Origin of the sequence: Frondihabitans cladoniiphilus, assembly GCF_039544345.1 — a bacterium.
GTDB lineage: Bacteria > Actinomycetota > Actinomycetes > Actinomycetales > Microbacteriaceae > Frondihabitans > Frondihabitans cladoniiphilus.
This window is the reverse complement of sequence record NZ_BAABLM010000002.1, coordinates 561,244-587,935: the sequence shown is the minus strand read 5'-3', so window position 1 is coordinate 587,935 and position 26,692 is coordinate 561,244. Positions and strand designations below refer to the sequence as shown.

Genomic DNA, 26,692 nt, shown 5'->3' with positions numbered 1-26,692 from the left:
GCGCGCGAGGTGATAATGAGCGAGGGGACCACGGCGGTCTGCAGAGGGGTGGCTCGTGGTGACTCGACGACTGAAGCTCGCGTTCGGTGTGATGGGGGTGTTGGCTCTCGGAATCGCCGGGGTCGTGACGGCCCCGATGGCCGCAATTGCGGACGCGACGGTGACGAACCCGGTGTTCGCGTTCGACAGCGGGTTCTCGCCTCTTCAGACACCGCACTACCCCTCGCAGGAGTCGGCCTTCGCGTTCGGCCCCGACGTCACGGTCGACTTCGCGACCTCGAGCAACATCGATATGAGTGTGCCGGGGTCCGACGCCGGGGCGAACACGATTCAGGTGACGACCAACCCGGGCGAGAGCATCCGTGCCGGGGTGTTCACTCTGACCGGCAACCCGAACGTCCCCGGCCCGTTCGTGTCGGTGGGCGGGAACGCGCTCACCGGTCGGATCGACGTCCTCGACATCGCCTCGAACGCCGCGGGGAGCGTCACCCGGTTCGACGCTGTACTGCTGTCGTATCCGGAGAACGCCGGCGCCTCGCAGTACGGCGAGATCCGGTTCGGCGAGACGGAGCCTGCCGTACAGGTGCTCCAGCCGCACCTCGAGTTCGCGAAGACGGCCGTCGGGGGAGCGCGCGTGCTCGCCGTCGAACACCTGCGCAACACCCAGTCGACGGCGGTGAAGGTCGGCACGATCTCCGTGACCGGCGGCGCCACGAGCGACTACACGATCAGCCACGACGCCTGCAGCGGCACGACGCTCGCGGCCGGGACGACTTGCTCGTTCCTCGCCGGTTTCTCCGCCTCGAAGGGCGGGCCGCGCAACGCCACGATCTCGGTGCCGGTGGGATCCACCACCCAGACGATCAGTGCCACCGGGAGCGGAGCGGTCGGCACGAACTCGATCACCACGACGTGGCCGGACGACGCCGATCACCCCGTGACGCAGACCGAGGTCAACGGCCCCCAGTACGAGCTGGCCGTCTCGCCCACCAATTCGACCGGATGGGATTGGTACGCGTCGCAGACCTATTCGACCGCGGACCTGCCCGACCAGGTCGAGTTCAACCCGGCGAATGGCGCCACCACCATCACGGTCGGAACGTCACCGGTCCAAGCCCTTCAGGACGTCACCAACCCCTATTACGACCTCGGCTATCCGGGGGCAGAGCTCGACCGTCCGGGCGAGAGCTGCTCGTCGTTCTCGGGCGTGCGGTTCGGCACCGAGACCGTGCACTCGTTCGCCCTCGGCGCCGACGGCCTCCCCACGATGGCGAGCATCGACTTGACCGGCACCTGCTCGGGTGAGACGAGCACGACCACGGCGCAGCTCCGCTGGCAGGTCCGGTCGGATGTGACCGCACCCGCGGCGGTGCGCTCCATCAGCATGACGAACGGCACGACGCGCACCGTGATGTGGGCGCAGTCGACCAGCAAGGACACGTCGTACGACGTCGTGCGGGTGGTCGAGGGGGATGGCTCCGGCGCGACCCCGGGGGCCGGTTCGGCCGTGAAGTTCGGCTTGACCACGTCGGCCGTGCTGCCTTCGCTGCGGAAGGGCGTCGCCTACACGGTCGTCGCGTTCGCGGTGGACGGGACGGGAAATGTGAGTGCGCCCGCGGTGGCGCACATCGTCGGTTAGGCGGGCAGTGCTCGTCCGCGCCAAGGGCAACTCCGACACGATCGTTCGCCCGGGTTGGGCCGGCACCGGCCGAGCCCGATCGGGTGCGCTGTGATCCCTCCGCCTTCACGTCCCGGTGACGGCGCGGCACTGTGCCGAACAGAACCCACGGATGTCAGAAGCGTCGTTTGCGACTCCGGGAGAGCGGGTCAGGCCGACGCCGGCTGGCACCGGGGGCACCACCAGGTGCGCCGCTGTTCCGGGTCGTTGGGCACCTTGGCCGTGGCACTGATGCGGGTGCCGCAGCGCAGGCACGGCCGGCCGGCACGCCCGACGACGTAGTGCCGTTCGCCGCGCCGCTGGTTGCCGGTGGTGGTCTGGAACATGCCGGGGATGGTCACGGATGCCGTCAGACCCCGAGCCGCCCGATCCACCAGGCGTCGCGTGTCCACCTCGCCGACGGGGGTCCACGGATAGAGGCCTTGGAGATAGCAGATCTCGTTGACCCACATGTTCCCGAGCCCCGCGATGATGCGCTGGTCCAGGAGGCGTGGATCACGGGCCGGTCCGGTTGAGCATCCAGTCGTGCCACGGCTTCGTCGGGGTTCCAGTCGGCGCGGAGCGGATCGGGCCCGAGGTGTCCGATGACGCTCGATTCGGCGCTCGTGGGAATGAGGTCGACGACGGGCAGGTCCACGCCCCACACCGTGGCTCCGGCGTCGGTGACGAACCGGACCGCACATCGGGCAGCACGTGGCGGGGAAGGGTGCGGCCCTTCGTGCTCACCGTCCAGGAGCCCTGCATGCGCAGGTGGGTGTGGAGGGTGAGTCCGCTGTCGAACCGGGTCAGGAGGTGCTTGCCGTGGGTGTCGTGCTCGACGACCCGCCAGCCACCCACCTTCGTGCCGGCCGCCCCACCTCCGCGGATCTCGCCCCCGGTGAGAGTGTGCCCGTCCAGGGGCGGGCGGAGCCGTGCTGCGAGCTGGTAGACGCTATCGCCCTCAGGCACCGTCACCCCCGCAACGTGTCAAGGACTTCGGGTGGGATGCGATGGTTGCGACTACTCGTCGGTGCCGCTTGTGGAGGTGGTCTCCTCGTGCGTCGTCGTGGTCTTCTCGGTGGTCTCGCCGTCATTCGAGGTCTCGGTGGTCGTGGTGGTCTTCTTGTCGTCGGTCATGGCTGCACCGTACCCGCGAGGCCCGAAAGAAGAATCGGGCGCCGGAGCGTTTACTTCTGCTGAGCGTCCAGCGACTGCAGGTATTCGGCGTTGCTGCGCAGGGCGGGTTTGTAGCGGTCGAGTTCCGATGCGGATACGTGATCGGCCAGGAGGATCAAGAGGCTCGCGAGTGCGTCGTTCATGCGACCCGCTGCGTGGAACGTGAGCGCTTCGAAGGCTCCGAGCGCTGCGGACTCGGGGAACTCAGCGCGCGCTCGCGCAAAAACCTTTAGCGACTCCTCTATCCTGCCGAGATTCCGCAGGGTACTTCCGTACTGCAGGTAGCAGCGGCGGCGAATATCTCCTACCAGGCCCTGGTCTATCGACCGTTCGTAAAATCTGAGGGCCGTCGCCTCTTCGCCTGCGGTGTCATAGGCCCCGCCAAGCTCGTACAGGACCCGGGGATTCTCCGGATGTTCGTCGTAGAGAGGGAGAAGGGCGCTGATGGTTGGGCCCATGTTCTCTCGGTCCCGAGCGGCGAAGATGCTCTCTAGCTGTGCGTCGAGTTCGTCCGACATCGTTGCTCCCCCAGAAGGTCAAGTGGTTTCAAAGGCCGCCACGACACGGTAGCGGCCGTTGCGACAGCCGAACTCGCTAGCGTGCGACGTGATCATCATTCCGGAGGGGTGCACCAAAGCCGGACCGTCATCGTGCGCATAGGGGCCGTTGGCCATGGCTACCCTGGGTCACTTGCTTGAGCCAGAGACGCTGCCACCAGAATCGTCACAGGCACCACGAGTGTGCACGGTTGCGCGAATCGCTCCCCAGCCGCAACTTCATAAGAGCACTCAAGGCAGTCGACTTCTCCGGATGTCTCGATTAGTCCGGCGTGGTCCATCCAGGTGTGCGTGCACGCCGGACATGAACGCGTGAGGACCCTGTGTCGAGCATTCGACTGCCGGCGGCCCAGGACCCACTCGTGGATAATCGCGTAGATCCCGACCATGCCCGACGGTACCTCGACCGGCGCGCTGTTACGGAACGATGACCGTGCGTTTCGCGGGCAACGCGGATGAGCCGCAGGTTCGCGCAACACAAGACCCGACCACCGGCAGTATCGCGAGATCGGATGCCGAGATGAAGTCGTCAGTAGCTCACATGCCACTGGCACCGGAATAGTCGTTCGCAACATGGAATCGACAGAGCCAAGGGCGCATCGAAAAGGTCTCGTAGGGAAGGCATCATGGCCTGATGGACGCTGGCTTCTTCGAGGACATCATTCCGCGCGCGGACGCGGAGGCGGAGTTTTTGCGGGTCTTGAGAGACAAAGCAGCCGCTTGGCAGACCGACGTCGAGCCTGCCGATACATGGGCCGAAACCCTTGACGATCCGCTTGCAGTGGGAATTCGTGTTCGGGGTCTGACGGGGCCCATTACTATCCTGTGGGTCACAGCATTCGTTGACGCCGGAGGTCCGCAAGGACTCGAGGGGGTGTGGGGAGATTCCTATGTGGGCGAGAGCGACGCTAAGTTCTCGCCGCATGAGCTCCAGGTGAGAGGGGTTCGTGAAACGCCGACGTTCTCCGCGCGGATCGCCGCGTCCTGGTTCGAGCAGCAGCTGCTTCGTCCCATAAATCGTGGCGACTTGGCAGATCGGTGGACGTCCAACTGGTCGGCGACACCGAAGCCACAACGGAGGGCGTGGCGCTCTTACGTGACATCCCCGAGAACTCCCGAACGCCGACGCGGCTTCGCCATCGACCCGTCCCAAAAGGAGCCTAAGTCGTGAGGCGGCGGCCGACCCAGCCGCTCTCGATCCAGGCCGCGGCTGACCCTGCACCCTAAGGCGGAGGGTCAGTGTGCGTCGTCGAGGTAGTCGCCGCCGACTCCGGCCCATCGGTGCAGGGCATCTCGTCCTTCATGCGCATGCTCGGCAAACTTCGGGAGCGCCCCTCGTGCGTTCAAGACGCTGACCGGAGTGGAACGCTTCCGTCCTCGAGCATCCGTCCATTTCACGAAGGGCCACGGCGTGATCGACGTGATCGCCTGGCGGGGAATGGTCCGTGACCACAATTGGCCGTAAACGACCATCTGGTCTTGGCGAAGAGTGACCCGTGCCCGGGGAATGCGTATAGCCGTCACGATTCCGAAGACTATGGCCAGAACCCCAATCGCGAACCAGGGCCATCCAGGGGAGATCGTGGTTCCCGCCCAGATGAAGAACCCTCCGGCGACAGCCATGACGATTCCGCCTCCGACACCAACCCATTTCGTGACTCGGAGCTGCTGGATGACGATGTCTGAGGTCGGGTCTTGGCTCTGGGAGGACACGATTGCCAGGTAACTCTCGCGCCCACCCGTATGTCCACGTCCTTGCTCGCAAGGTCCGACCGTGACTGCACCTGCGCACGCGCGGGAGCCCATCTCTTAGGGGACTCAAGAGCGGCTGCCTACCGAACGCGACTCTTATTCAGCCGCAGTCCCTTTCGGCCACGGGGTTGAGAACCTTCGAGAGCACCTGCCTGGGCACGGTGGCGTCACGCTCCGTATCAACGGACACACAACCGAGGTATTCGAAGGAGTCGGTGTACGTGAAGGCAGCACAGAGTTGGTCCTTGCCAACCCCGAACGTGAGGCGCTCATCGTGGCCGGGAGGAGTCGGGAGAGCGTCGTCGGGACTGCACGCGAAGGCGACCGATGAAGAGGAATCGTTGGTAATAACGACATAGATATCAGGCTCAGCGAAATATCGAACGAGAGCGGTAACTGCCCACCCACCAGCTAAAACCGCTCCGATGATGAGTATCAGGATGGATCGTCGCGTCATTCACGAACCGTATCGGGAGGGAACGGCGCCGGCATCCCCCTGCAGATCTACCCGGATCAGGAGGAGCCGCCGGGGCTCCTGTCGAATCGGGTGGGTCTTTCAGACACTGGAGCCGGACCTCCGCGTACGGATCGCGAGACGTCTGCCGGGGAACCGTTACCGAGCGTTCCGGGGCCTCGTGTCGGGGGAGGATCGCACGTTGCTTGAGGGCGGTTCGTGGGTCCTTGGTGGCGATACCCATTCGCCCCAAAGATTTGCGTGTGTTTTGCGGAGTGCGTAGCGGCCAAGGAGCAGAGTGATCGAGGCCCCGACGAGCCCGATGCTTCCGGGGAACCAAACATTTTCGGCGGACTTCGCCAGTCCGTATGCGGCGAACGAGACTGCGCGCGTGTAGTCGAGACCGCCGTACAAGATGAAGTAGCGGGTTCCCCGTTGGTAGGGGAAAACGTTCATGAGGTGTTGCTGGAGCAGGAATACGTTTCCGGCCACCGCTACCAGGAGGAAGCCCCAGAGCACTGCGTCAAAGGGTCGCCTGGCTCCTTGAATGGCGCGCGCAGCGAAGCTCCGGGGCGGTTGCCAGTCACCGAAGAGTCCGCTGCCGAGAATGATGACAGAGGCCACCGCCAGGATCAGACCGATGAGGGCCACGCTTCCGCCGAACCGATCGATTCCTCGGAACGTGGGAACGCATAGCGCGACTATGGCGAAGCCGAGGTCGACAACTATAAGTGTGACTGCGGCGCGGAGAAGGTAGAAGAGAATGGGTTCGCGGCGACTCGGTGGCCGTACCGTCGGCACATCATCAGCTGTATCGCTCACGGCCATCATCTTCGACCTTTTGGAATCGAGAAGATAGCCGTGCTAGGGGCTGGATCCCGCCCACACTCACAACGACGACTGTGGCACGTTGGCCGGGACAGAGAGAAAACAACGGCCGTCTCCAATGCGATGACCATGAGAGCAGGTTCATTTTCTCGTGAGGCTCATGCTCTGTGCCCGTCCAGCCGGTCGGACTGAGTGCGGTAGTTGATCTCGACTTCGAGGCCGTCACCGAGGTCGCAGTAGAACGCAGTCCAGGTTGCGCCCCAGACTTCGAAGCCGTCGTTGATCTTGCCCGGCGCGAGTCCTGCGGCGGTCAGTTCGTCGTGTTTGGTGAGGACGGCTTCGCGGGTGTCCTGGATGAGTCCGAAGTGGAAGCCGTTGGGGTAGGCCGACATTCCTTCGGTGGGCGCTGCGATCTGGGTGATCAGGAACTCGGAGCCGTCGGTGCCGACGATGGCGGAGAAGTGGCTGTTGCCGGATCCGTCTGGGAGTGGGTAAGCGCCCGAATCGACGACTCGGTAGCCGAAATGCGTGACGAGCTTGTCGGCCATGGCCGGGACGTCGCTGGCGCAGAGGTTGATGTGGTTGAGACGCATGGGGTTGTCCGTTCTGTGATGAGCTGCAGGGGATGAGCAAGAGAGGGTGCCGCGGAGCCAAACAGGGGGATAGCCTCGACGGCCACGATCTGCGCCGAGTTTCGGATCCAGCGATGGGTGAGTCACGTTCTGCTCCGGGAGGTGGAGGTTCGTCACAGGGGCTCGTTTTTGGAGCGCCGTGATTCAATCTAAACCCTTTCTTACAATGTTGCTATCTCACAAAGGTACTTTCCGTCATGATATCTTCTGGATCGGAGGCTCCATGGATGACAGCGACGCCGCGACCCCCAATCGCAACGAACGAATCATGAACACGGTCTGGGCGATCAGCTCCGCGCAGAGTGACCTCGGGCGTGCCTTCGCCCGGCGCATGAAGATGCACCCGACCGATGCTGCCGCCATCGTAGAGATCATTCGAGCGGAAGATCGAGGCCAACCCCTCACCCCCGCTCGCCTTTCCGAGCGCATCGGCCTCACCAGCGGTGCCACGTCGATCCTGCTGAACCGACTCGAAGAAGCAGGCCACGTCCTCCGAAAGCGAGGCCACGCCGACCGCCGTCTCGTCACCCTCCACTCCACCCCAGTGGTGCACCACGAGGGCGATGAATTCTTCCAAGCGCTCCGCGTCGCCCTCGACAAGGCGATGGATGCGTACTCCCCTCGAGAATCAGCGATCGTGGAGCGATTTGTCGATGAATTTCGCAAGACCATAGACGCATACGCGCGCGCCATTGTTGGCTAGCTGACTGAACTCATCTCAAAACCGGCACCTCTCACCGGATTACTTTCCTAGACCTTGGTCAATTCATCCCAACGATCACCGGCCAGGAATTGAGTCTCAACCAGGCCCGGGTTGTCCGCCCCGCCTACATTCCTCGATCTCCGTGCCGAAGGCGTTTCGAGAAGCGACCCTCCGTGTTGTCGGTTTTGGGACAACCACGGCTCCGGGATCTCGGTCGGTCGAGCGCCTCGGGGGGGCAGCGCGCCGACAGTGGTCGGGGGCCTCGAACCCTCGCCCCGGCGAGCCGCGCAACCGCAGCGCTTGGTCGCCCTCGTAGCAATCCCCGACGTGGCAACCAGGCCGGCGGCCACGCCAAGACACGAACACAACACAAGTCGACGCGACGGCAGGATTCGAACCTGCGACATGACGGGCTATGAGACCGTTCCCTTCGACCACTTGGATACGCCGCGATGCCTCCAACCTAGGCAGGCCCCGCGGCCGAAGCGCCGGAGAAGAGCTTCTGTGACCGCGAACGACGCCGCATGACGCCCGGGTTACGGTTCGTGTCCACGCGGAGAGGCGCCGCGGAGGCCCCCTGCCTAGAGTGCTGAAGATGAGCAGCTCAGCCCGGTTCGGCATCCTCCTCGACCTCGACGGGGCCGGCGCGCACCCGGCGGCCTGGCGGGTGAGTCGCGCCGAACCCGCGGAGCTCCTGTCGGCACGCTGGATCGCGGACGCGACCCGCGATGCCGAACGGGCCGGCTTCACCGGCGTGACCTTCGAGGACCACCCGCTGCCGGTCGAGACCCCCACCGCAGTCACCGCCCGCATCGACGCCACCCTCCGCGCCTCGTTCACCGCCCCGCTGACCAGCGCCATCGGCCTCGTGCCCGTCGTCCAGGCGCTCTACAACGAGCCGTTCCACGTCGCCACCCAGCTCGCCAGCCTCGACACCGCGTCCGACGGCCGTGCCGGCGCGATCCTGGGCAGAGACGGGGATGCACGGATCGCCGCCCGCTACGGTCGCACCCCGCTCGCCCCCGACCAGACGGCCGAGGAACTCGCGGATGTGGTCGAGGCCATCCGCCGCGTCTGGGATACCTGGGAGGACGACGCCGTCATCAGGGATGCACGGACCGGCCGTTACTTCGACCGCGCGAAGGTGCACTACGCCGACTTCGAAGGCCACCGCTTCTCGATCAAGGGGCCGGCGATCCTGCCGCGCTCGCCGCAGGGGCAGCTGCCGCTGTTCGCCATCGACAGCAGCGACGGGGGAGGGGTCGCAGCGCCCGACGCCGACGTCCTCCTCGTCGAGCTCGAGGTCGCCCTCGACCGCGCCGGCCGCACCGGAGCCGAGCGGGTCGCCGAGCTCGATGCGCACATCCCCTGGGCCTCGACCGGCCGCCGGCGCTACGTCGGCGACGCCGCCGGGCTGCTCGCTCTGCTGACCGAGCTCGCAGCCACAACGCAGGGCGTTCGCATCCTGCCTGCCGTGCTCGACGCCGACCTCGACGAGATCGGCCGCGCCGTCCTGCCCGAACTGCGGCGAGCGGGGGTCTTCGAATCGCCCCAGGTCGGGGCCACCCTGCGCGAAACCCTCGGCCTCGCCCCGGCCGAGAACCGCTACGCAACAGCAGCGAGCACGCCGGCAGCGAGCACACCGGCAGCACAGACCACAACGACCGCACCCACCCAGGAGGCCACCCGATGAGCCAGATCCAGTTCGGGGTCTTCTTCCAGGGCGTCAACTTCTCCACCGTCTGGTCCGCCCCCGAGAGCGGCTCGCAGACCGAGTTCGAGAGCTTCCGCCGCCTGATCCAGACCGCCGAGCGCGGCCTCTTCTCCGCCTTCTTCCTCGGCGAAGGGCTCCGCCTCCGTGAGCACCTCGGCCACCTGCACGACCTCGACGTCGCGGGTCGTCCGGACGCCCTCACGCAGCTCGCCGCGCTCGCCGCCGTGACGAGCCGCATCGGCCTGGTCGCCACGCAGAACGCGACCTACAACGACCCGGTCGACCTCGCGCACCGGCTGCAGAGCCTCGATCTCCTCTCCGGAGGACGGGCCGCGTGGAACCTCGTCACCACCGACAACGCCTGGACCGGGGCCAACTTCCGACGCGGCGGCTACCTCGACCACGACGACCGCTACACGCACGCGGCCGACGTGCTCGCGATCGCGCGACGGGTGTGGGACGCGGTGCCCGACGGCAGCATCGCGGGCGACAGGTCGGCACCCGAGTGGGGAGCCGTGCCCGAGGGGTTCCGCTACGACACGAAGTACTACGAGGTGGAGGCCCGTGCATCCCTGCCTCGAAGCCCGCAAGGGCACCCCGTGATCTTCCAGGCCGGCGACTCGCCCGCCGGCCGCGACTTCGGTGCCGCGAACGCCGAGGTGATCTTCTCGGCACACGGCACGCTCGACGCCGCCCGGGCCTTCGCCGCGGACATGCGCGAGCGCACGATCGCGGCAGGGCGCCCGGCCGACGACCTCAAGATCTTCCCCGGTCAGGAGTTCATCGTCGCCGACACGCAGGCCGAGGTGCGCGACAAGGTGCGCTGGGTCCGTGAGCACCAGGTCTCGCCGCAGACCGCTCTCGCGTTCGTCGAGCAGCTCTGGGGCACGGACCTCTCCGACCACGACCCGGACGGGCCGCTGCCCACGTTCGACCCGGTGCAGGCCGAGACGGGGGAGACGCGCGGTGCCGGCTTCCGGGCCGCGAAGGCGCTCGAGACGGCCGAGGCCTGGCGGGCGTTGAGCGCCGAGAAGGGGTACTCGATCCGCGAGCTCGTCATCGACATCGGTACCCGCCGAGGCTTCGAGGGCACGGCCGACAGCATCGCCGACGAGCTGGTGCCGTTCGCCCGCGAGCACCTCGTCGACGGCTTCAACATCACCCCGTGGCTCGTGCCGACCGGCCTCGACGACATCGTCGACAAGCTCGTGCCGGCCCTGCAGGAGCGCGGCATCTACCGCACCGACTACCCCGGCGACACCCTGCGCGAGAACCTCGGGTTGCGGGCGCCCTTGACGCGGCGCGAGCCGACCAGCGACGAGGCACCCGCCGCGGCCGAACCGGCGCATGTCTGACCAGGCGCGCGTGCCTGACCCGCGCGTGCCCGGTCCGCCCGTGCCCGACGAGACCCACGTGCCCACCGTCGTCGTCCTCGGCGGCGGCCCGCGCGGCGTCGGCTGGCTCGAACGGTTCGTCGCGAACCGGCTCGAGTTCGGCGACGCCCCGGTGCACATCGACATCGTGGACCCGTTCCCCGTCGGCCCGGGTCGCCTCTGGCGGTACGACCAGTCGCCACTCCTCAAGCTGAACTCGCTCGCCGAGGACGTCACCATGTTCACCGACGAGTCGTCGACGGCCGAGGGCCCGGTCGATGCCGGGCCGTCCCTGGCCGAATGGGCGCGGGATGCCCGGGCCGGTCTGATCCCGGACGCCACCGCCGCCGACCTCGACCCCGACCTCGCCGCCGAACTGCACGACCTCGGCCCGAAGAGCTTTCCCACCCGCCGTCTCCAGAGCCTCTACCTCGACTGGTTCCACCGCCGCACCCTCGGGCGCCTGCCCGCCGGGACGACCGTGACCGCGCACCTCGATCGTGCCGCCTCCGTCGACGACCTCCCAGACGGGCGGCAGGAGGTGCGGCTCGCCTCGGGGGAGACCCTCGTCGCCGACGTCGTGGTCTACACGCTCGGTCACTCCGCCAGCGATGCGCCCCCTGAGCACCAAGCCCTCGTCTCCTTCGCCGATCGGCACGGTCTCGCCTACCTCCCCCCGTCGTTCACGGCCGACACCGACCTCTCCGCGTTCGAGCCCGGCGAGCCCGTGCTCGTCCGCGGCTTCGGGCTGGCCGCGGTGGACCTGCTCGTCCTCCTCGGCGAGGGGCGCGGCGGTCGCTTCGAGCGCGACGGCGGCCGGGTCCGCTACCGGCCCTCGGGGCGCGAGCCGCGCATCCTCATCGGATCCCGTCGCGGGGTGCCGTACCACTCGAAGATCACCTCGACGCTGGTCGGCGAGCGCCCCGAGCCTCGGTACTTCACACCGGCCATCGCCCAGGAGATCGCGGGCGCGCATCCCCGGCTCGACTTCCTGGAGCACGTGTTCCCGGCGGTCGCGAAGGAGCTGCTGCACGGCTACTACGCGGAGCTCTTCACGGGGCACCCCGAGCGCGTGGCCGTCTCGTGGGAGTCGTTCCGCGACCGCTTCGACGCGGTCGACCCGTTTGGCGACGACCTGCGCAGGCTGGCGGCCGAGACGGTGCTCGACCCCGCCGACCGCCTCGACCTGGAGGCGTTCGACCGGCCGCTCACCGCGCTGCGCGGGCTGACCCGTGCTGAGGTGCAGGACGTCCTCCGCGAGTACATCCGCGACGACCTCGCTCGGCGGACTCTGCCCGAGCACAGTGCGACGCTCGGCCTGTTCCAGTCGCTGCTCGGGGCGTTCGGTGCCGTCCTCTCCATCCTCGACTCGCCGAACTGGACTGCCCTCTCGCGCGAACGCGACCTCGGCGGCGGCTGGCTCTCGTACTTCAGTTACATCGCGAGCGGGCCGCCCGGGCCTCGGCTGGAGGAGATCCTCGCGCTCTCCGAGGCGGGCGTCGTCACGTTCCTCGGGGCCGGTCTCACGATCGAGGCGAGCGAGGATGCACGGGCCTTCGTCGCCCGGACCACCACCTCCGACGAGGTGGTCACCACTCGCGCCCTCGTCGATGCGTGGCTCCCGTCCGAGCGCGTCGGGACGAGTGAGAATCCGGCGCTGCGGTCGTTGGTGGAGAGCGGTGCCGCGCTCGAGCAGGTGGTGGCAGACGCGTCGCACACCTCGAACACGGGGAAGCTGCCCGTCGACCCCGCGAGTCTCGGGGTGGTCCTCGCCGACGGGTCCGTGCATCCCCGTCGCTTCGCCCTCGGTCCGTACACGACGTCGCCGTTCGTCGGAGCGTTCTCGCGGCCGCGGACCAATGCGCTGTCGTTCCGGCAGAACGACGCCGTGGCGCGGGCGGTGCTGGCTCGCCTCGCGTCGGTCGTGCCGGCGTCCGCCTAGCCCGGCTGCCCTCGCCGCTGCGGTGCCGCTCCGGTGCCGCTTCGGTGCCGCTCCGCCGCCGCTTCGGTGCCGCTCCGGCGCCAAGAGTACGAAATCGGGGGCCAGCCACGAGCTGAGCCCCCGATTTCGCGCATTCGACGCCTCTCGGCTCAGCTGTTGTCGAGCGGCAGCCCGGCCGGGTTGACCTCGGACTTCGTCACGGCCTCGTTGCTGAGGTTGTACGCCTTCAGCCACTTCGCGTACTGACCGTTGTCGATCAGGTAATCGATCGCATCGGCCAGCGGCTTGGCGAGGCCGTTGTCCTTCTTCGTCGTGGCGGCGATGAGGCCTTGCAGCGAGCTGCCTGCGCCCGAGAACGTTCCCGCGGTCTTGGTCGGGTTGTTCGACGAAGCGCTCTGAGTGTTCTGGTACGCGGCGCCGGGATTCGGGCCGAAATTGGCGTCGATCTTCTTGGAGTCGAGGGCGAGCCAGGTCGCGTTGGCGTTCGGGTAGTACTTGACGGTCAGGGTCTTGCCCTCGGACTGGAGCTTCGTCTGCCAGGTGAGGAGGAGCTTCTCCTGGTTCGTTCCGGCACCGACGGCCACGGTCTTGCCCGCGAGCGCCTCGTAGTCGCCGGTGAACTTCCACGTGCTGCTCTTCAAGACGGTGAACGCGAGGTTGTCCTGGCGGTAGGAGGCGAAGTCGTACTTCTCCTTGCGCTGCTCCGTGTCGGTGATGTTCGACAGCCCGACGTCGGTGGCGCCGGTGTCGATCCCGACGAAGAGGTTGTCCCAGGTCGCCGCTTTCAGCTCGGGCTTGAGACCGAAGACTGCGGCGACGAGGCGGCCGAGGTCGGGCTCGGAGCCGGTCTGGGTCTTCTGGTCGGTGCCGAGGAAGGCCAGGGGTGGGAAGCCGGCCGGGAGGTCGCCCACACCGATGGTCAGCTCGCCGCTCGAGCGGATGCTCGCCGGCAGTTCAGCGCGGATCTTCGCGACGGTGGGGACGTCGATCGTGGTCTCGGTCGCCGCGCCGTTGGCGACCGCGCCGACGGTCACCGCGGTGGTGCCGTCGGCGGACGGGGTGCCGCTGGCCGTGGCCGACGACGAGCAGCCCGCGAGCGCGCCGACGAGGGAGGCCGCGAGGACGAGAGCCGAGGCGCTGGTGAGCGTTCGGCGACGAAGGGGGAAGGACATGGTTCTCCTGGGGTTGGTGGTGGGGTGGCTGTGGGCCGGTGGGATGGGTGGAAAAGGCGAGAGTCGGGGGACGCTCAGAGCACGCTGCTCAGGAACTCCTGCGTCCGTCGCTGCTGCGGTCGGTCGAGGACCTCCTCGGGGGTGCCCTGCTCGACGATGCGTCCGTCGTCGACGAAGACGACCCGGTCGCCGACCTCCCGGGCGAAGCCGAGTTCGTGGGTGACGACGATCAGGGTGGTGCCCGAGCCGGCGAGGCCGCGGATCACGGCGAGCACTTCGCCGACGAGCTCGGGGTCGAGCGCGGACGTCGGCTCGTCGAACAGGATCACGGAGGGCTCCAGGGCGAGGGCTCGCGCGATGGCGACGCGCTGCTGCTGGCCGCCCGAGAGCTGGCGGGGGTAGGCGGACTCCTTGTCGGACAGGCCGACCCGGGCCAGCAGGGTCCGGGCGGTGGCCCGTGCATCCCCCGCTTTCACGCCCTGCGAGATCGGTGCCTCGACGATGTTCTCGAGGATGGTGAGGTGCGGGAACAGGTTGAAGGCCTGGAAGACGAACCCGATTCGCGCGCGCTGTTTGCGGATCGCTTTTTCGGGCAGTTCGCGGAAGCGGTCTCCGGCGACCTGGACACCGATCAGGTCGCCTCCGACTCGCACGTAGCCCTCGTCGAGCTTCTCGAGATGGTTGATCGCTCGGAGGAGGGTGGACTTGCCGGAGCCGGACGGTCCGAGGATCACCGTGACGGACCCCTGTTCGACGGTGAGGTCGATTCCCCGGAGAACGGTGCGGTCTCCGTACGACTTGGTGGCGTTGTGGATCTCGACGGCGAGGCTCATCGCGTGACCTTTCGGTCGGAGGGAGCGGTCGTCGCGGTGTCCGAGCGGCCGAGACCGACGACGAACCGGCGGACGCGCTGGAGAGGGGTCGGGGGCAGCACCCGCAGCGAACCGCGGGCGTAGTGGCGCTCGATGTAGTACTGGATCACCGAGATGACGCTGGTGAAGACGAGGTACCAGATGGACGCGACGACCAGCAGGGGGATGACGTCGGTCGGGTACGTGCTTCCGAGGTTCTGCACCACGCCGAAGAGGTCGAGGAGCGAGACGTAGAAGAGCAGGGACGACCCCTTCAGAAGGCCGACGATCTGGTTCACGTACGCCGGGACGATCGAGCGCAGGGCCTGCGGCAGGACGATCCTCGTGAACTGGCGTCGGCGGGAGATGCCGAGCGCCTTCGACGCCTCGATCTGCCCCTGGTCGACGGCGAGGATGCCCGCCCGCACGATCTCGGAGGCGAAGGCGATCTCGGCCAGGCTCAGGCCCACCACCCCCAGGGTCAGGTCGGACAGCACCGCCACCGTCTTGACTTCGAACTGCGGTCCGAACGGGATCCCGATGCCGATCGACGGATACAGGTTGCCGAGGTTGTACAGGAAGATGAGCACCAGGATCAGCGGCAGCGACCGGAACACCCAGACGTAGAGCCAGCTCAGCGTGCTCAGCACCGGGTTCCGCGAGAGTCTCGCCAGGGCCACGACGATGCCGAGCACGAAGCTGACCACGGCGCTGATCAGGGTGGCCTCGATCGTCAACCGGATCCCGGCGAGGATGGCCGGGTTGAAGAGCCACGTTCCGACCTTCGACCAGCCCCACTCCGGGTTCGTGAAGAGCGTCTGCCCGAAGTTCACGACGAGGATCAGCACGACGATGGTCAGGACCCATTGCGCCGGGTGGCGCAGGGGCAGCACCTTGCGCTGCGACAGTCGGGCGAGGTCGATGCCCTCGGGCAGCGTCGGAGGCTCGGCGCCGACGCCGGGGGGCGTCGAGCTGCGGCGGAGGACGTTCGTCATCGGTGGCTCCAGGGGGTGAGGGACTTGCGGAAGGGGTGGACCCCCACCTCGTCCGCGGGCAGCGTCGTGTCGAACTGGGGCGTGTAGCCGGCACCGAGGTAGAGGCGCACGGCCTCGGGCTGGCGCGGGCCCGTCGTGAGGTGGATGTGGGCGTAGCCGCGACGACGCGCCTCGTCCTCCAGCTCGGCGAGCACGCGCTTGGCGAGGCCCTGGGAGCGGAAGTCGGCGTTCGTCCAGACCCGCTTGATCTCCGCGGTGTCGGCGTCGTAGCGCATGAAGGCGCCGCCGGCGAGGGCGACCCCGTCGCGCACCAGCAGCACGAAGGCGCCGTCGGGCCGGGCGAAACGCTCGGCCGGGTAGCGTGACAGCTCTTGCGCGGCGCCGCCGAAGATGTCGCCGTAGCGCGAGTCGTATTCGCGCTCCAGGTCGCGGAGGAGCGGCTGCACCTCCGGCCCGTCGGCGGCGACGTAGCGGAACTCGTCCGCGCTCGTCGGGGTCGGGGTTCGGTCGTTCGTAGTGGTCATCGGTCCTCCTCCCGTCATTGTGGGAAGAGGGGCGGTGATCGGCCCAGCGGAGATGACGCCGTCTTTCACCATGTGACGCGCGACGGCACGGTCAGCACGCCGGGCGCCGGTAGGCGGTAGGCGCCCGGGCGGGCAGCCGTCAGACGGGCGGCTGGACCGCGTCGATCTCCGCGTGCAGGGCCTGCTTCAGCGAGACCGGTGCGAACGAGGCGTCGATCGAGGTGTGCGCGAGCGCTGTGACATCGCCCGGCTGCCACTCCCACACCTGCGCCGCTTTCGCCCACTCCGCCTCGAGCCGGGTGCCGAGGGGCGCGGGATCGTCGGTGTTGAGCGTGACGGTGACGCCGGCCTCCTGGAGGGCTCTCAACGGGTGGTGGGCCCAGTCCGGGTACAGCCCGAGCACGATGTTCGAGCGCGGGCAGACGCCGAGCGAGACGTCGGAGTCGGCGAGACGGGCGAGCAGCGCGGGGTCGTCGACGGCCCGCACGCCGTGGTCGATGCGCTCGGCGTGGAGCAGGTCGAGGGCGTCCCAGACACCCTCGGGGCCGCTCGACTCGCCGGCGTGGACGGTGCGGTGGATTCCGGCGTCGCGGGCGATCGTGAACGCCTCGGCGAAGCGGGCCCCGGTGCGCCCGGCCGCGCGCTCGTCGCCGTCGATCGAGAGGGCGACCACGCGGTTCGGCCGGTCGCGGGCGATCCAGCGGGCCACCTCGGATCCCTCGTCCGCACTCTGCTGACGGAGGAGCGAGACGCAGAGGTTCACGGTGCAGAGGCCGTCCTGCTCGGCCTCGTCGAGCCCCTTCGCCAGGGCGTCGAGCAGCTCGGGCTCGCGGCCGCGCCAGGCGCTCCAGTGAGTCGGGTTGACGATGACGTCGGTGTACGAGACCCCGGACCCGCTCTGGCGGGCGGCGAAACGGTAGGCGTGCCGGGCGGCCTGCTCGGCGGTGCGGATCAGGCCGCACTGCCAGTCGAGGAACTGCAGGAAGCTGCCCAGGCCGGTAGCTTCGGCCGACGACGAGTCGGAAGGATCGAGCGGGGGATGCACGACCCCGCCCTCGAAGTGCGTCGCCACGTCGAACAGCGACCGTGCCGGCCCCGGCAGCGACTCGCCTGCGCTCTTGGCCAGATCGAGGATGTCGATGAGCTCGAACCCGCCCTCGAGGTGGACGTGCACCTCGGCCTTGGGGATCGACCGGATCCATGCCTCGCTGATCTCCACGCCGGACCCTGTTCTCGTCGTTCTCGCGCTCCGATCACGATAGCGGCGCGGGAGGTCAACCCGGCGACGATCCCCGGGACCAGGGCTGGGCGGCATGTGTCGCCGTGTGACGGGGTGCCGGAGACGGGCGCGGACGGCGGTGTCAGCATGGAGGGATGAGCGACTATTTCGACCGCGACAAGGACAAGACCTACACGCGCGTCTACAAGAAGCAGACCCCCGACATCCTCGAGAAGTTCGCGGCGTTCGACGCGGCCGTGTTCCAGGAGGAGGGGCGGGAGATCCCCCTGAAGTATCGAGAGCTCATCGCTCTCGCCGTCGGCATCACGACGCAGTGCGTCTACTGCATCGACGCCCACAGCCAGAACGCGGTCAAGGCCGGCGCCTCGGAGGCCGAGCTGGCCGAGGCCGCCTGGGTCGCGACCGCGATCCGCGCCGGCGGCGGGTACGCCCACGGGCGCCTGGCGTTCAAGCTCGGCGGCGCTTCGGAGCCGGCGCACCAGCACTGAGCCGATGCGTCGGCACTGACCCGACGCCGAACGTACGAAATCGGGGGCCGCAGATGATCTGGGCCCCGATTTCGTACATTCGCCACCCGGCGAGGCGCTAGCGGCGAGGCGCCAGCGGCGCACCGCCGGCAGGCCTCAGCCGACGAGGTCTTCGTACAGCACGGTCGACAGGTAGCGCTCGCCGTAGCTGGCCACGATCACGACGATCGTCTTGCCGGCGTTCTCGGGGCGGGCGGCGAGCTCGAGAGCCGCGTGCACCGTGGCCCCGGACGAGATGCCGGCGAGGATGCCCTCTTCGGCGGCCAGGCGACGCGCGACCTTCACCGAGGTGGCGATGTCGACGTCGATGATCTCGTCGTAGATGTCGCGGTCGAGGATGGGCGGCACGAAGTTCGGGCCGATGCCCTGGATCTTGTGCGGGCCGGGCGATCCGCCGTTGAGGATGGGCGACTCCGCGGGCTCGACGCCGACGACCTGGAGGCCCGGCTTCTGCTCCTTGAGGTACTTGCCCGTGCCGCTCAGTGTGCCGCCGGTGCCGATGCCCGACACGAAGATGTCGACGGCTCCGTCGGTGTCGTTCCAGACCTCGGGCCCGGTCGTCTTGTAGTGGATCGCCGGGTTCGCCTCGTTCTCGAACTGCAGCGCGGCGACGGCTCCGGGGGTGGAGGCGACGATCTCGGCGGCCTTCTCGACGGCGCCCTTGATGCCGGCCGGCCCGGGCGTGAGCACCAGTTCGGCCCCGTAGGCGCGGAGCAGCAGCTTGCGCTCGTTGCTCATCGTCTCGGGCATCGTGAGGATCACCTTGTAGCCCCGAGCCGCACCGATGGCCGCGAGCGCGATGCCGGTGTTGCCGCTCGTGCCCTCGACGATGGTGCCGCCGGGCTTCAGCACACCGGCGGCCTCGGCGGCGTCGACGATAGCGACGCCGAGACGGTCCTTCACGCTGGCGGAGGGGTTGTAGAACTCGAGCTTGGCGAGGACGGTGGCTCCGAGCCCCTCGGTCACGCGGTTCAGGCGGACGAGCGGGGTGTTGCCGAAGACCTCGGTGATGTCGTCGTGGATTTTCGCGGGCATGTCGGGGCTCCTCGATCGGATTGGCGAACGTCGCCGTCGTCGCCGATCGGGATGCCGGCGCGCACGGCTCCGCGCACATCTTGTCCCCTTCTGCTGGAAACGCAACAGGGCCCGCGCAACATGACGACTTCTTTCACGCTGTGACGCCTTCGTGACGCCCGTCTCGCGGCGCCACCGGACCCGGTCGTACGGTTGCGGCCAACCCGACGAGAGGACCCCCATGACCGGACGGATCAGGATCGCCCTGGCGCTGGAAGGCGCCGGCTGGCACCCCGCTGCCTGGCGTGACGAGGATGCACGACCCGGCGATCTGCGCACGCTCGGCCTCTGGCGCGACCTCGTGCGCACTGCCGAGTCGGGCGGGGTCGACTTCGTCACCATCGAGGACTCGTTCCTGCTGCAGGGCGCCGACCGCGGCACCGCTGGGATCGGCGTGGAGAACGACGTCGTCCGGGGCCGTCTCGACGCGCTCCTCATCGCGTCCGCAGTCGCTCCGCTCACCAGCCGGATCGGCCTCGTCCCGACCGTGACGACCACGCACACCGAGCCGTTCCACGTGGCGACCTCCCTCCAGACCCTCGACCACACCAGCCGCGGCCGTGCCGGGTGGCGCGTGCAGGCCAGCCCGCGTCCCGCCGAGGCCGCGCTGTTCGGTCGTCGCGAGTTCCCCGATCTGAGCATCGAGCAGTTCCTCGACCCGGCCCACGCGCACCTGATCCGCGACCTCTTCGACGAGGCGGGCGACGTCATCGACGTGGTCCGGCTGCTCTGGGACAGCTGGGAGGAGGACGCCGTCATCCGCGACCTCCCGACCGGCCGCTACATCGACCGCGAGCGCATCCACAACGCCGAGTTCGAGGGTCGCTGGTTCTCGGTCAAGGGCGCCTCGATCGTGCCGCGCCCGCCGCAGGGGCAGCTCCCCGTCACGCTCCTCGCACACCGGGTCGAGCCCTACGAGCTCGCCGCGCGCGGAGCCGACGTGGTCTACGTGACGCCCAAGGACGACGCGTCCGCCACCTCGATCCTCGACGAGGTCCGTCAGGCCGAGGCCCGGGTGGGCCGCACCGGCGCCCGCCTCGAGGTCTACGCCGACCTCCTCGTCCTGCTCGAAGACAGCACGCGGGATGCCCGGGCCGCCCTCGATCGTCTCGACTCGCTGGCCGGTTCCCCTCTCGTCTCCGACGCCGTCGTGCTCGCCACGACGGTGGACCTCCTGGTCGACCGCCTCCGCGCCTGGAGCGACCTCGGCTACGCGGGCTTCCGCCTTCGTCCTGCGCGCCTGCCCGCCGACCTCGTCCGGATCGCTGAGCAGCTCGTCCCGGCCCTCGACCGCGCGGGTCTGCACGACAGCTCGTTCGGGGGCGACACCACGGAGCGCGGCACCGCCGAGCGCGGCACCCTCCGCGACCGCCTGGGCCTCGAGCCCGCCCCGAACCGCTACACCTCCGCCCGCCTGTCCGCAGAGGACGCCACGATCAGCCCGAACGAGGTCCTCGCATGACCAAGCGCCAGGTCCATCTCGCCGCCCACATCCCCGGCGTCAACAACACGACGATCTGGAGTGCGCCGGACGCGGGCAGCCAGATCGACTTCGAGTCGTTCGAGCACTTCTCCGCCAACGCCGAGAAGGGGTTCTTCGACTACCTCTTCCTGGCCGAGGGGCTGCGGCTGCGCGAGCACAAGGGCCGGATCCACGACCTGGACGTCGTCGGTCGTCCGAACACGCTCGCGGTCCTGACCGCCATCGCCGCGATCACGGAGCACATCGGTCTCGTCGGCACCCTCAGCGCCACGTTCAACGAGCCGGAGGAGCTGGCCCGCCAGCTCGCCACGCTCGACCATCTGAGCGGCGGCCGCGCGGGGTGGAACGTCGTCACCAGCTCGGACGAGTTCCACGGGGCGAACTTCCGTCGCGGCGGGTTCCTTGAGCACTCGCAGCGGTACGAGCGGGCCGCGGAGTTCGTCACGACGGCGAAGGAGCTCTGGAACGGCTGGGCGGCCGATGCGATCGTGGCCGACAAGGCGACGGGGCGGTTCCTCGCACCCGACTCCGTGCATCCCACGTCCCATCACGGCGATCACTTCGACGTCGAGGGCTTCTTCGACGTGCCGGCGAGCCCGCAGCGCCACCCCGTGATCGTGCAGGCCGGCGACTCGTCGGACGGCCGCGATTTCGCCGCCGCCCACGCCGAGGTGATCTTCTCGCGCCACGGCGAGTTCGCCGAGGGTCAGGCGTTCTACGCCGACGTCAAGGGCCGCCTGGCCGACCGCGGTCGCAGCGAGGACTCGCTCAAGATCCTGCCCGGTGCGACGTTCGTGATCGGCGACAGCGACGAGGATGCTCGGCAGACGGCCCGCGAGACCTCGCTCGCGCAGGTGTCGCCTCAGACCGCCATCGCCTTCGTCGAGCAGATCTGGGGCCGTGACCTGTCGGCCTACGACGCCGACGGGCCCCTGCCCGACATCGAGCCCGCCACCGACGTCACGCTCTCTCGGGGCCGCGTCCGGCACGAGAACCCGGCCGCCGTCGCCAAAGCCTGGCGCGAGAGGGCCGAGGCGGACCACCTCAGCATCCGCGAGCTCGTCGTCGCCCTGTCCGGTCGACAGAGCTTCATCGGCACCGCGTCCGGCATCGCCGCGGACATCGACCGGCACGTCCAGGAGCGCGCCTCGGACGGCTTCGTCATCGTCGGCGCGACCAACCCGCACGGCCTCGACGAGTTCGTCGAGAAGGTCGTCCCGGAGCTGCAGGAGCGCGGCGTCTACCGCACCTCGTACGAGCCCGGCGCGACCCTGCGCGAGAACCTCGAGCTCCCGCCGCTCGTCGCCGGCGCGACCAGCCTGCAGCAGCACGAGGTCGCCCGATGAGCGTCGGCATCCGCAGCATCGCCCTGCTCACGCCCGGCAACTTCGAGGACGACTCGCCCGTCGGCGGGCTCGAGGACACCCTCGACCTGTTCGAGCTGGGCGAGCGGCTCGGCTACGACGGCGCCTGGATCCGCCAGCGGCACCTCGAGCACGGCGTCGGGTCGGCGGCGGTGTTCCTGGCCGCCGCATCCCAGCGCACGTCGCGCATCGAGCTCGGCACGGCCGTGATCCCGATCGGCTACGAGAGCCCCTTCCGGTTGGCGGAAGACCTCTCGCTGGCCGACGTGCTCTCGCACGGCCGGCTCCAGATCGGGGTGAGCGCCGGCGTGCCGCCGCACGCCGACCTGATCGGCGACCTCGTCTTCGACGGCGACTGGCGCGGTTACGACCTGTCCTACGGGCGGGTCGAGCGGCTGGTCTCGAACCTGCGCGGGGACTTCCTCGGCGACGCCGACACGGTGATCCACTCGCCCGGCAACGTGCAGCGCCCGCGTCTCCAGCCGTACAGCAGGGGGCTGGACGAGCGGGTCTGGTACGGCGGATCCTCCTACAAGTCCATCTCGTGGACGGCGTCGGCCGGACTCAACCTGCTGCTCGGCAACCTCACCAGTGCCGAGGACTCGGACGACTACCACGACGCCCAGCTCAAGCAGATCGCCCTGTTCCGCCGCGAGTTCCGGGGCGACCGCACGCCGCGCATCGCCGCCGGCCGCGTGGTGCTGCCGACCGACAATGCCGGCCCCGCCGCTCGGGAGCGCTACCGGGCCTTCGAGGCGAGCCGCCACGAGCGCACCCTGAAGCCGCAGCAGTTCGCCGGCCGCAGCATCAACTTCTCGAAGGACCTCGTCGGACCGGCGGCCGACCTCGTCGAGATCCTGAACTCCGACCCCGTGCTCGCCGAGGTCGACGAGCTCCGCTTCGAGCTGCCCTACGAGTTCGGCCGGGGCGACTACGAGCAGATCGTGTCCGACCTGGCGGGACTCGTCGCGCCGGCCCTCGGCTGGCAGGCGGCGCTCGTCTCGTGATCCGCTACCTCGGCTTCCGGCTCCTCCAGGCCGTCGGCGTGCTCTGGGCCGCGTGGACGGTCTCGTTCCTCGTGCTCTACGTGCTGCCCGGCGACCCGGTCAAGATCCTGATCGGACCGGACGCCTCGGACGTGTCACCGGCGCAGCTCGCCAAGCTCCGCCACCAGCTCGGGCTCGACCAGCCGCTGATCGTGCAGTACCTCCATCAGCTCGGCAACCTGCTGCAGGGCCGCTTCGGCACGTCGATCGGCAGCGGCCGGCCGGTGATCGACGTGGTCGGGGAGGCCATCGGGCCGACGGTGCAGATCGCCCTCTTCGGCCTCGTCCTCGCGGTCGTCTTCGGCGGCGGTCTGGCCTTCCTGGCCACGCTCACCCGCTTCCGCCGGCTCGGCCAGTTCCTCCTCGGCCTGCCGCCGCTCGGCGTCTCGATCCCCGGCTTCTGGTTCGCCCTCCTGCTCATCCAGTGGTTCTCGTTCGGCATCCCGCTGTTCCCGGCGATCGGCGACCAGAGCGCCTCCGCTCTCGTCCTGCCGGCCATCACGCTCGCGCTGCCGACCGGCGCGACCATCGCCCAGCTGCTCTCGAAGAGCCTCGTGTCGACCCTGCGCGAGCCGTACATCGACACCGCCTGGGCCAAGGGGGCGTCGCGCGGCCGCATCCACTTGCGTCACGCCCTTCGGAACGCGGCCCTCCCGGCCCTCACCGTCAGCGGCCTCATCGTCGGCCAGCTGCTCTCGGGCACGGTCGTGACCGAGACGATCTTCTCGCGGCCCGGGTTGGGGCGCGTGACGGCGACGGCGGTGCAGCAGCAGGACATCCCGGTCGTGCAGGGCGTCGTCCTGTTCGCCGCCACCGTGTTCGTCCTCGCCAACCTCCTCGTCGACCTGATCTACCCACTGCTCGACCCGCGCATCGTGCTGACCGGAAGCCGACGTCGTCTGCGCAAGCAGCTCGAGGCGGGCCTGCTCGCTCCGCTTCCGGACGAGAGCGCCGTTCCCGCACCCGTCTCCGAAGGAGCAACCCGATGAGCGAGACCACCCGCCTCGCCCCGCCCGCGGTCGAGCACGGCCCCGACGTGTTCGGCGCCACCGCCGACGACCGGTTCGAGGATGCCCTGGCCGAACGTCAGGGGGCCCCGGGCTCCCGCGGACCCGTCTTTCGGTTCTTCGCCTTCCTCGTGCGCCGCCCCTTCCTCCTCGGCGCCTCGGTCTGGATCCTCGCGGTCCTCGTCGCGGCGATCGCCCCGGGGATCTTCCCCACCCAGGACCCCCTCGGCGGCGACCCTATCGACAAGCTGCAGGGGCCGAACCTCGGCCACTGGTTCGGCACCGACCAGCTCGGCCGCGACCTCTTCGCCCGGGTCCTCCACGGAACCGGCCTGACCCTCGGCGCAGCGCTCCTGGCCGTCGGCATCGGTCTCGTGGTCGGCAGCGTCCTCGGCCTCCTCGCCGGCTTCGTCGGCTCCTGGGTCGACACCGTCGTGATGCGGATCGCGGACGTCCTTCTCGCGATCCCGAGCCTGCTTCTCTCCCTCGCCCTGATCACCGTGCTGGGCTTCGGCACGGTGCACGTGGCCATCGCCGTGGGGCTCGCGAGCATCGCGACCGTGGCGCGCATCATGCGCTCCGAGGTCGTCCGGGTGCGCACGTCCGTCTACGTCGAGGCGGCCCAGGCCTCGGGCAACCGCTGGTGGCGCGTGCTGCTCGTGCACGTGCTGCCGAACAGCGCCGGCCCCGTGCTCGTGCTGGCGGCCCTCGAGTTCGGAACCGCGATCCTCGCCGTCTCGAGCCTCAGCTTCCTCGGCTACGGCGCCCAGCCGCCCACGCCCGAGTGGGGATCGCTCGTCTCGACCGGCCGCGACTTCCTCCGCACCGCCTGGTGGCTGACGACCGCTCCCGGCATCGTCATCGCCTTGACCGTCCTCTCCGCCAACCGGGTCTCCCGCGCCCTCGACACCGAAGGGCGGCGCTCGCGATGACCGACGCACCCGCACCCGCACTCCTCCTCGCCATCGACTCCCTCGCCGTCGACTACCGCTCGGGCCGGACGACCGTGCCCGCCGTCCGCGACGTCTCCCTGCGCATCCACCGGGGCGAGAAGGTCGCCGTCGTCGGCGAGAGCGGTTCCGGCAAGTCGACGACCGCGCAGGCCGTCATCCAACTCCTCGCCTCCAACGCCACGATCACCGGCGGTTCCGTCGCCTTCGACGGGATCGACCTGGTCCACGCCACCGCCAAGGAGCTCCGTGGGATCCGAGGTCGCCGGATCGGCCTCGTCCCGCAGGACCCCACGGTCTCGCTCAACCCCGTCACCCGCATCGGCGCCCAGGTCGCCGAGGTCCTCGTCGTCCACCGGCTCGCCTCCAAGGCCGACGCCGCCCGCCGTGCCGTCGAGGCCCTCCGCGAGGCGGGTCTGGCGAACCCCGAGGTGCAGGCGCAGCAGTATCCGCACGAGCTCTCCGGCGGCATGCGCCAGCGGGTGCTCATCGCCCTTGCCCTCATCGCGAGGCCCGACCTCCTGATCGCGGACGAGCCGACGAGCGCCCTCGACGTGACCGTCCAGCGCCAGATCCTCGACCACCTCGACCGCCTGGTCGCCGAGACGGGCACGAGCGTCCTCTTCATCACCCACGACCTCGGCGTCGCCGCCGACCGGGCCGACCGCATCGTCGTGCTCTCCGACGGCCGCGTCGTCGAAGAGGGCACCCCCGACGAGGTCCTGCGCTCCCCGAAGCACCCGTACACGAAGAAGCTCATCGCGGCGGCCCCGAGCCTCCAGTCCGCGCCCGCCCTGCGTGCCCTGCAGATCGAGGCCCGCGCAAGCGCGAACGAAGAGCCCGAAACGGGGGATGCCCGTGCCGACGACGTCCTCGTCGCCACCTCGCTCGTCAAGGAGTTCCCGATCCCGCGCACCCTCGGCCACGGCGTCACCCGCGCCGTCGACGACGTCTCCTTCGGCATCCCCCGCGGCGGCACGCTCGCCCTCGTCGGCGAGTCCGGGTCGGGCAAGTCGACCACGGCGCGGCTCGCGCTCCGGCTGGCCGACGTCACCTCCGGCACCGTGACCGTCGACGGCGACGACGTGACGAGCATCCGCGGCTCCCGACTGCGCGCCTTCCGTCGCCGCGCCCAGATCGTGCAGCAGAACCCGTACGCCGCCCTGAACCCGCGACTCTCGATCGGCTCGATCGTCTCCGACCCGCTCGCCGCGTTCGGCGAGGGCTCCCGGGCCACCCGGAAGGCTCGGGCGGTCGAACTGATCGACCTCGTCGAGCTGCCCGCCTCGGTGCTGAAGCGCCGGGCGGCCGAGCTCTCGGGCGGGCAGCGGCAGCGTGTCGCCATCGCGCGGGCGCTCGCCCTCCGGCCCGAGCTGCTCGTGCTCGACGAGCCGGTGTCGGCCCTCGACGTGTCCGTCCAGGCGCAGATCCTCGACCTGCTGGCCGGGCTTCAGGCCGAGCTCGGCGTGAGCTACCTCTTCATCTCGCACGACCTCGCCGTCGTGCGGCAGATCGCCGACCGGGTCGGGGTCCTCCGCCGGGGTCGGCTCGTCGAGCTGGCTCCCACCGCCCAGGTCTTCGACGCGCCGTCGAGCGAGTACACGAAGGCCCTGCTCGAGGCGATCCCGGGGCAGGCCGTCCGCGTCTGACCCGGCCCGAGCATCCCCCTTT

General features: G+C 69.1%; 25 protein-coding genes and 1 tRNA gene. 13 read left to right on the top strand and 13 right to left on the bottom strand.

What is annotated here, in order from left to right:
• Positions 1-55 precede the first annotated feature (55 nt).
• Positions 56-1,639 (top strand): hypothetical protein, encoded by a 1,584-nt coding sequence (locus tag ABEA39_RS07770; RefSeq protein WP_345375099.1) that lies wholly within the window; start codon positions 56-58, stop codon positions 1,637-1,639.
• Positions 1,640-1,827: 188 nt separating this feature from the next.
• On the opposite strand, the gene ABEA39_RS07765 is transcribed toward ABEA39_RS07770, so the two are convergent.
• From ABEA39_RS07765 to ABEA39_RS07755, 3 genes are all read right to left on the bottom strand, one after another.
• Positions 1,828-2,130, bottom strand: coding sequence for a zinc finger domain-containing protein (locus ABEA39_RS07765; protein ID WP_345375096.1), 303 nt, complete (start codon positions 2,128-2,130; stop codon positions 1,828-1,830).
• Positions 2,131-2,173: 43 nt separating this feature from the next.
• Positions 2,174-2,626, bottom strand: a complete 453-nt coding sequence (locus ABEA39_RS07760; protein ID WP_345375093.1) for a DNA-formamidopyrimidine glycosylase family protein — start codon at positions 2,624-2,626, stop codon at positions 2,174-2,176.
• Positions 2,627-2,844: 218 nt separating this feature from the next.
• A complete protein-coding gene (locus ABEA39_RS07755; protein ID WP_345375091.1) occupies positions 2,845-3,351 on the bottom strand; it encodes a tetratricopeptide repeat protein in 507 nt (168 codons plus the stop codon).
• A 673-nt stretch (positions 3,352-4,024) separates the two neighbouring features.
• Here ABEA39_RS07755 and ABEA39_RS07750 point away from each other — a divergent pair.
• Complete coding sequence (locus ABEA39_RS07750; protein WP_345375089.1) at positions 4,025-4,561, top strand: hypothetical protein; 537 nt, start codon at positions 4,025-4,027, stop codon at positions 4,559-4,561.
• A 681-nt stretch (positions 4,562-5,242) separates the two neighbouring features.
• Here the strand turns inward: ABEA39_RS07750 and ABEA39_RS07745 are convergent.
• From ABEA39_RS07745 to ABEA39_RS07735, 3 genes are all read right to left on the bottom strand, one after another.
• Positions 5,243-5,599, bottom strand: a complete 357-nt coding sequence (locus ABEA39_RS07745) for a hypothetical protein (RefSeq protein WP_345375088.1) — start codon at positions 5,597-5,599, stop codon at positions 5,243-5,245.
• Between the two features lie 156 nt (positions 5,600-5,755).
• Positions 5,756-6,418: a hypothetical protein gene (locus ABEA39_RS07740; RefSeq protein ID WP_345375086.1), complete on the bottom strand. Its 663-nt coding sequence runs from the start codon at positions 6,416-6,418 to the stop codon at positions 5,756-5,758.
• A 164-nt stretch (positions 6,419-6,582) separates the two neighbouring features.
• On the bottom strand, positions 6,583-7,017 hold the full coding sequence (locus ABEA39_RS07735; protein WP_345375084.1) for a VOC family protein: 435 nt from the start codon (positions 7,015-7,017) through the stop codon (positions 6,583-6,585).
• A 262-nt stretch (positions 7,018-7,279) separates the two neighbouring features.
• On the opposite strand from ABEA39_RS07735, the gene ABEA39_RS07730 reads away from it, so the two are divergent.
• Positions 7,280-7,759 (top strand): MarR family winged helix-turn-helix transcriptional regulator, encoded by a 480-nt coding sequence (locus ABEA39_RS07730; RefSeq protein ID WP_345375081.1) that lies wholly within the window; start codon positions 7,280-7,282, stop codon positions 7,757-7,759.
• Between the two features lie 377 nt (positions 7,760-8,136).
• Here ABEA39_RS07730 and ABEA39_RS07725 read toward each other — a convergent pair.
• Positions 8,137-8,211: transfer RNA gene (locus tag ABEA39_RS07725), tRNA-Met, on the bottom strand.
• Between the two features lie 143 nt (positions 8,212-8,354).
• On the opposite strand from ABEA39_RS07725, the gene ABEA39_RS07720 reads away from it, so the two are divergent.
• Genes ABEA39_RS07720 through ABEA39_RS07710 form a run of 3 tightly spaced genes read left to right on the top strand, consistent with a single transcriptional unit; the run spans position 8,355 to position 12,788 of the window.
• Positions 8,355-9,452, top strand: a complete 1,098-nt coding sequence (locus ABEA39_RS07720; protein ID WP_345375079.1) for an LLM class flavin-dependent oxidoreductase — start codon at positions 8,355-8,357, stop codon at positions 9,450-9,452.
• Positions 9,449-10,828, top strand: a complete 1,380-nt coding sequence (locus ABEA39_RS07715) for an NtaA/DmoA family FMN-dependent monooxygenase (RefSeq protein WP_345375077.1) — start codon at positions 9,449-9,451, stop codon at positions 10,826-10,828. Before ABEA39_RS07720 ends, ABEA39_RS07715 begins: the two co-directional genes overlap by 4 nt.
• Positions 10,829-10,838: 10 nt before the next feature.
• Positions 10,839-12,788: an FAD/NAD(P)-binding protein gene (locus tag ABEA39_RS07710; RefSeq protein WP_345375075.1), complete on the top strand. Its 1,950-nt coding sequence runs from the start codon at positions 10,839-10,841 to the stop codon at positions 12,786-12,788.
• 149 nt (positions 12,789-12,937) lie between these two features.
• Here ABEA39_RS07710 and ABEA39_RS07705 read toward each other — a convergent pair whose 3' ends face one another.
• From ABEA39_RS07705 to add, 5 genes are all read right to left on the bottom strand, one after another.
• Positions 12,938-13,960, bottom strand: a complete 1,023-nt coding sequence (locus ABEA39_RS07705; RefSeq protein ID WP_345375073.1) for a transporter substrate-binding domain-containing protein — start codon at positions 13,958-13,960, stop codon at positions 12,938-12,940.
• Between the two features lie 74 nt (positions 13,961-14,034).
• Positions 14,035-14,793, bottom strand: coding sequence for an amino acid ABC transporter ATP-binding protein (locus ABEA39_RS07700; RefSeq protein WP_345375071.1), 759 nt, complete (start codon positions 14,791-14,793; stop codon positions 14,035-14,037).
• Positions 14,790-15,806 (bottom strand): amino acid ABC transporter permease, encoded by a 1,017-nt coding sequence (locus ABEA39_RS07695; protein WP_345375069.1) that lies wholly within the window; start codon positions 15,804-15,806, stop codon positions 14,790-14,792. Before ABEA39_RS07695 ends, ABEA39_RS07700 begins: the two co-directional genes overlap by 4 nt.
• Positions 15,803-16,330 (bottom strand): GNAT family N-acetyltransferase, encoded by a 528-nt coding sequence (locus tag ABEA39_RS07690; RefSeq protein ID WP_345375067.1) that lies wholly within the window; start codon positions 16,328-16,330, stop codon positions 15,803-15,805. Before ABEA39_RS07690 ends, ABEA39_RS07695 begins: the two co-directional genes overlap by 4 nt.
• 139 nt (positions 16,331-16,469) lie before the next feature.
• A complete protein-coding gene (gene add / locus ABEA39_RS07685; RefSeq protein WP_345375065.1) occupies positions 16,470-17,549 on the bottom strand; it encodes an adenosine deaminase in 1,080 nt (359 codons plus the stop codon).
• Between the two features lie 155 nt (positions 17,550-17,704).
• Here add and ABEA39_RS07680 point away from each other — a divergent pair, with 155 nt between their 5' ends.
• Positions 17,705-18,058 carry a carboxymuconolactone decarboxylase family protein gene (locus ABEA39_RS07680; RefSeq protein WP_345375063.1) on the top strand — a complete coding sequence of 118 codons (354 nt, stop codon included), beginning with the start codon at positions 17,705-17,707 and terminating at the stop codon, positions 18,056-18,058.
• Between the two features lie 135 nt (positions 18,059-18,193).
• Here the strand turns inward: ABEA39_RS07680 and cysK are convergent, their stop codons facing one another.
• Positions 18,194-19,132, bottom strand: a complete 939-nt coding sequence (gene cysK / locus ABEA39_RS07675; RefSeq protein WP_345375061.1) for a cysteine synthase A — start codon at positions 19,130-19,132, stop codon at positions 18,194-18,196.
• A gap of 220 nt (positions 19,133-19,352) precedes the next feature.
• On the opposite strand from cysK, the gene ABEA39_RS07670 reads away from it, so the two are divergent.
• The 6 genes from ABEA39_RS07670 to ABEA39_RS07645 are packed head-to-tail and all read left to right on the top strand — an operon-like array spanning position 19,353 to position 26,670.
• Positions 19,353-20,633 (top strand): LLM class flavin-dependent oxidoreductase, encoded by a 1,281-nt coding sequence (locus ABEA39_RS07670; RefSeq protein WP_345375059.1) that lies wholly within the window; start codon positions 19,353-19,355, stop codon positions 20,631-20,633.
• Positions 20,630-22,000 (top strand): NtaA/DmoA family FMN-dependent monooxygenase, encoded by a 1,371-nt coding sequence (locus tag ABEA39_RS07665; RefSeq protein WP_345375057.1) that lies wholly within the window; start codon positions 20,630-20,632, stop codon positions 21,998-22,000. Before ABEA39_RS07670 ends, ABEA39_RS07665 begins: the two co-directional genes overlap by 4 nt.
• Positions 21,997-23,025 (top strand): LLM class flavin-dependent oxidoreductase, encoded by a 1,029-nt coding sequence (locus ABEA39_RS07660; RefSeq protein WP_345375055.1) that lies wholly within the window; start codon positions 21,997-21,999, stop codon positions 23,023-23,025. The genes ABEA39_RS07665 and ABEA39_RS07660 overlap by 4 nt, the downstream gene beginning before the upstream one ends.
• Positions 23,022-24,053: an ABC transporter permease gene (locus ABEA39_RS07655; RefSeq protein ID WP_345375053.1), complete on the top strand. Its 1,032-nt coding sequence runs from the start codon at positions 23,022-23,024 to the stop codon at positions 24,051-24,053. The genes ABEA39_RS07660 and ABEA39_RS07655 overlap by 4 nt, the downstream gene beginning before the upstream one ends.
• A complete protein-coding gene (locus tag ABEA39_RS07650; RefSeq protein ID WP_345375051.1) occupies positions 24,050-25,003 on the top strand; it encodes an ABC transporter permease in 954 nt (317 codons plus the stop codon). Before ABEA39_RS07655 ends, ABEA39_RS07650 begins: the two co-directional genes overlap by 4 nt.
• Positions 25,000-26,670: an ABC transporter ATP-binding protein gene (locus tag ABEA39_RS07645; protein WP_345375049.1), complete on the top strand. Its 1,671-nt coding sequence runs from the start codon at positions 25,000-25,002 to the stop codon at positions 26,668-26,670. Before ABEA39_RS07650 ends, ABEA39_RS07645 begins: the two co-directional genes overlap by 4 nt.
• Positions 26,671-26,692 lie beyond the last annotated feature (22 nt).

Excerpts from the sequence above, each read along its gene's own strand:
- ABEA39_RS07680 (WP_345375063.1), top strand. The coding sequence starts at position 17,705 with ATGAGCGACTATTTCGACCGCGACAAGGACAAGACCTACACGCGCGTC.
- ABEA39_RS07650 (WP_345375051.1), top strand. The coding sequence starts at position 24,050 with ATGAGCGAGACCACCCGCCTCGCCCCGCCCGCGGTCGAGCACGGCCCC.
- cysK (WP_345375061.1), bottom strand. The coding sequence starts at position 19,132 with ATGCCCGCGAAAATCCACGACGACATCACCGAGGTCTTCGGCAACACC.
- ABEA39_RS07755 (WP_345375091.1), bottom strand. The coding sequence starts at position 3,351 with ATGTCGGACGAACTCGACGCACAGCTAGAGAGCATCTTCGCCGCTCGG.
- ABEA39_RS07690 (WP_345375067.1), bottom strand. The coding sequence starts at position 16,330 with ATGACCACTACGAACGACCGAACCCCGACCCCGACGAGCGCGGACGAG.
- ABEA39_RS07720 (WP_345375079.1), top strand. The coding sequence starts at position 8,355 with ATGAGCAGCTCAGCCCGGTTCGGCATCCTCCTCGACCTCGACGGGGCC.
- ABEA39_RS07695 (WP_345375069.1), bottom strand. The coding sequence starts at position 15,806 with ATGACGAACGTCCTCCGCCGCAGCTCGACGCCCCCCGGCGTCGGCGCC.
- ABEA39_RS07645 (WP_345375049.1), top strand. The coding sequence starts at position 25,000 with ATGACCGACGCACCCGCACCCGCACTCCTCCTCGCCATCGACTCCCTC.
- ABEA39_RS07750 (WP_345375089.1), top strand. The coding sequence starts at position 4,025 with ATGGACGCTGGCTTCTTCGAGGACATCATTCCGCGCGCGGACGCGGAG.
- ABEA39_RS07745 (WP_345375088.1), bottom strand. The coding sequence starts at position 5,599 with ATGACGCGACGATCCATCCTGATACTCATCATCGGAGCGGTTTTAGCT.
- ABEA39_RS07665 (WP_345375057.1), top strand. The coding sequence starts at position 20,630 with ATGACCAAGCGCCAGGTCCATCTCGCCGCCCACATCCCCGGCGTCAAC.
- ABEA39_RS07660 (WP_345375055.1), top strand. The coding sequence starts at position 21,997 with ATGAGCGTCGGCATCCGCAGCATCGCCCTGCTCACGCCCGGCAACTTC.
- ABEA39_RS07670 (WP_345375059.1), top strand. The coding sequence starts at position 19,353 with ATGACCGGACGGATCAGGATCGCCCTGGCGCTGGAAGGCGCCGGCTGG.
- ABEA39_RS07715 (WP_345375077.1), top strand. The coding sequence starts at position 9,449 with ATGAGCCAGATCCAGTTCGGGGTCTTCTTCCAGGGCGTCAACTTCTCC.
- ABEA39_RS07705 (WP_345375073.1), bottom strand. The coding sequence starts at position 13,960 with ATGTCCTTCCCCCTTCGTCGCCGAACGCTCACCAGCGCCTCGGCTCTC.
- ABEA39_RS07765 (WP_345375096.1), bottom strand. The coding sequence starts at position 2,130 with ATGTGGGTCAACGAGATCTGCTATCTCCAAGGCCTCTATCCGTGGACC.
- ABEA39_RS07730 (WP_345375081.1), top strand. The coding sequence starts at position 7,280 with ATGGATGACAGCGACGCCGCGACCCCCAATCGCAACGAACGAATCATG.
- ABEA39_RS07735 (WP_345375084.1), bottom strand. The coding sequence starts at position 7,017 with ATGCGTCTCAACCACATCAACCTCTGCGCCAGCGACGTCCCGGCCATG.
- ABEA39_RS07700 (WP_345375071.1), bottom strand. The coding sequence starts at position 14,793 with ATGAGCCTCGCCGTCGAGATCCACAACGCCACCAAGTCGTACGGAGAC.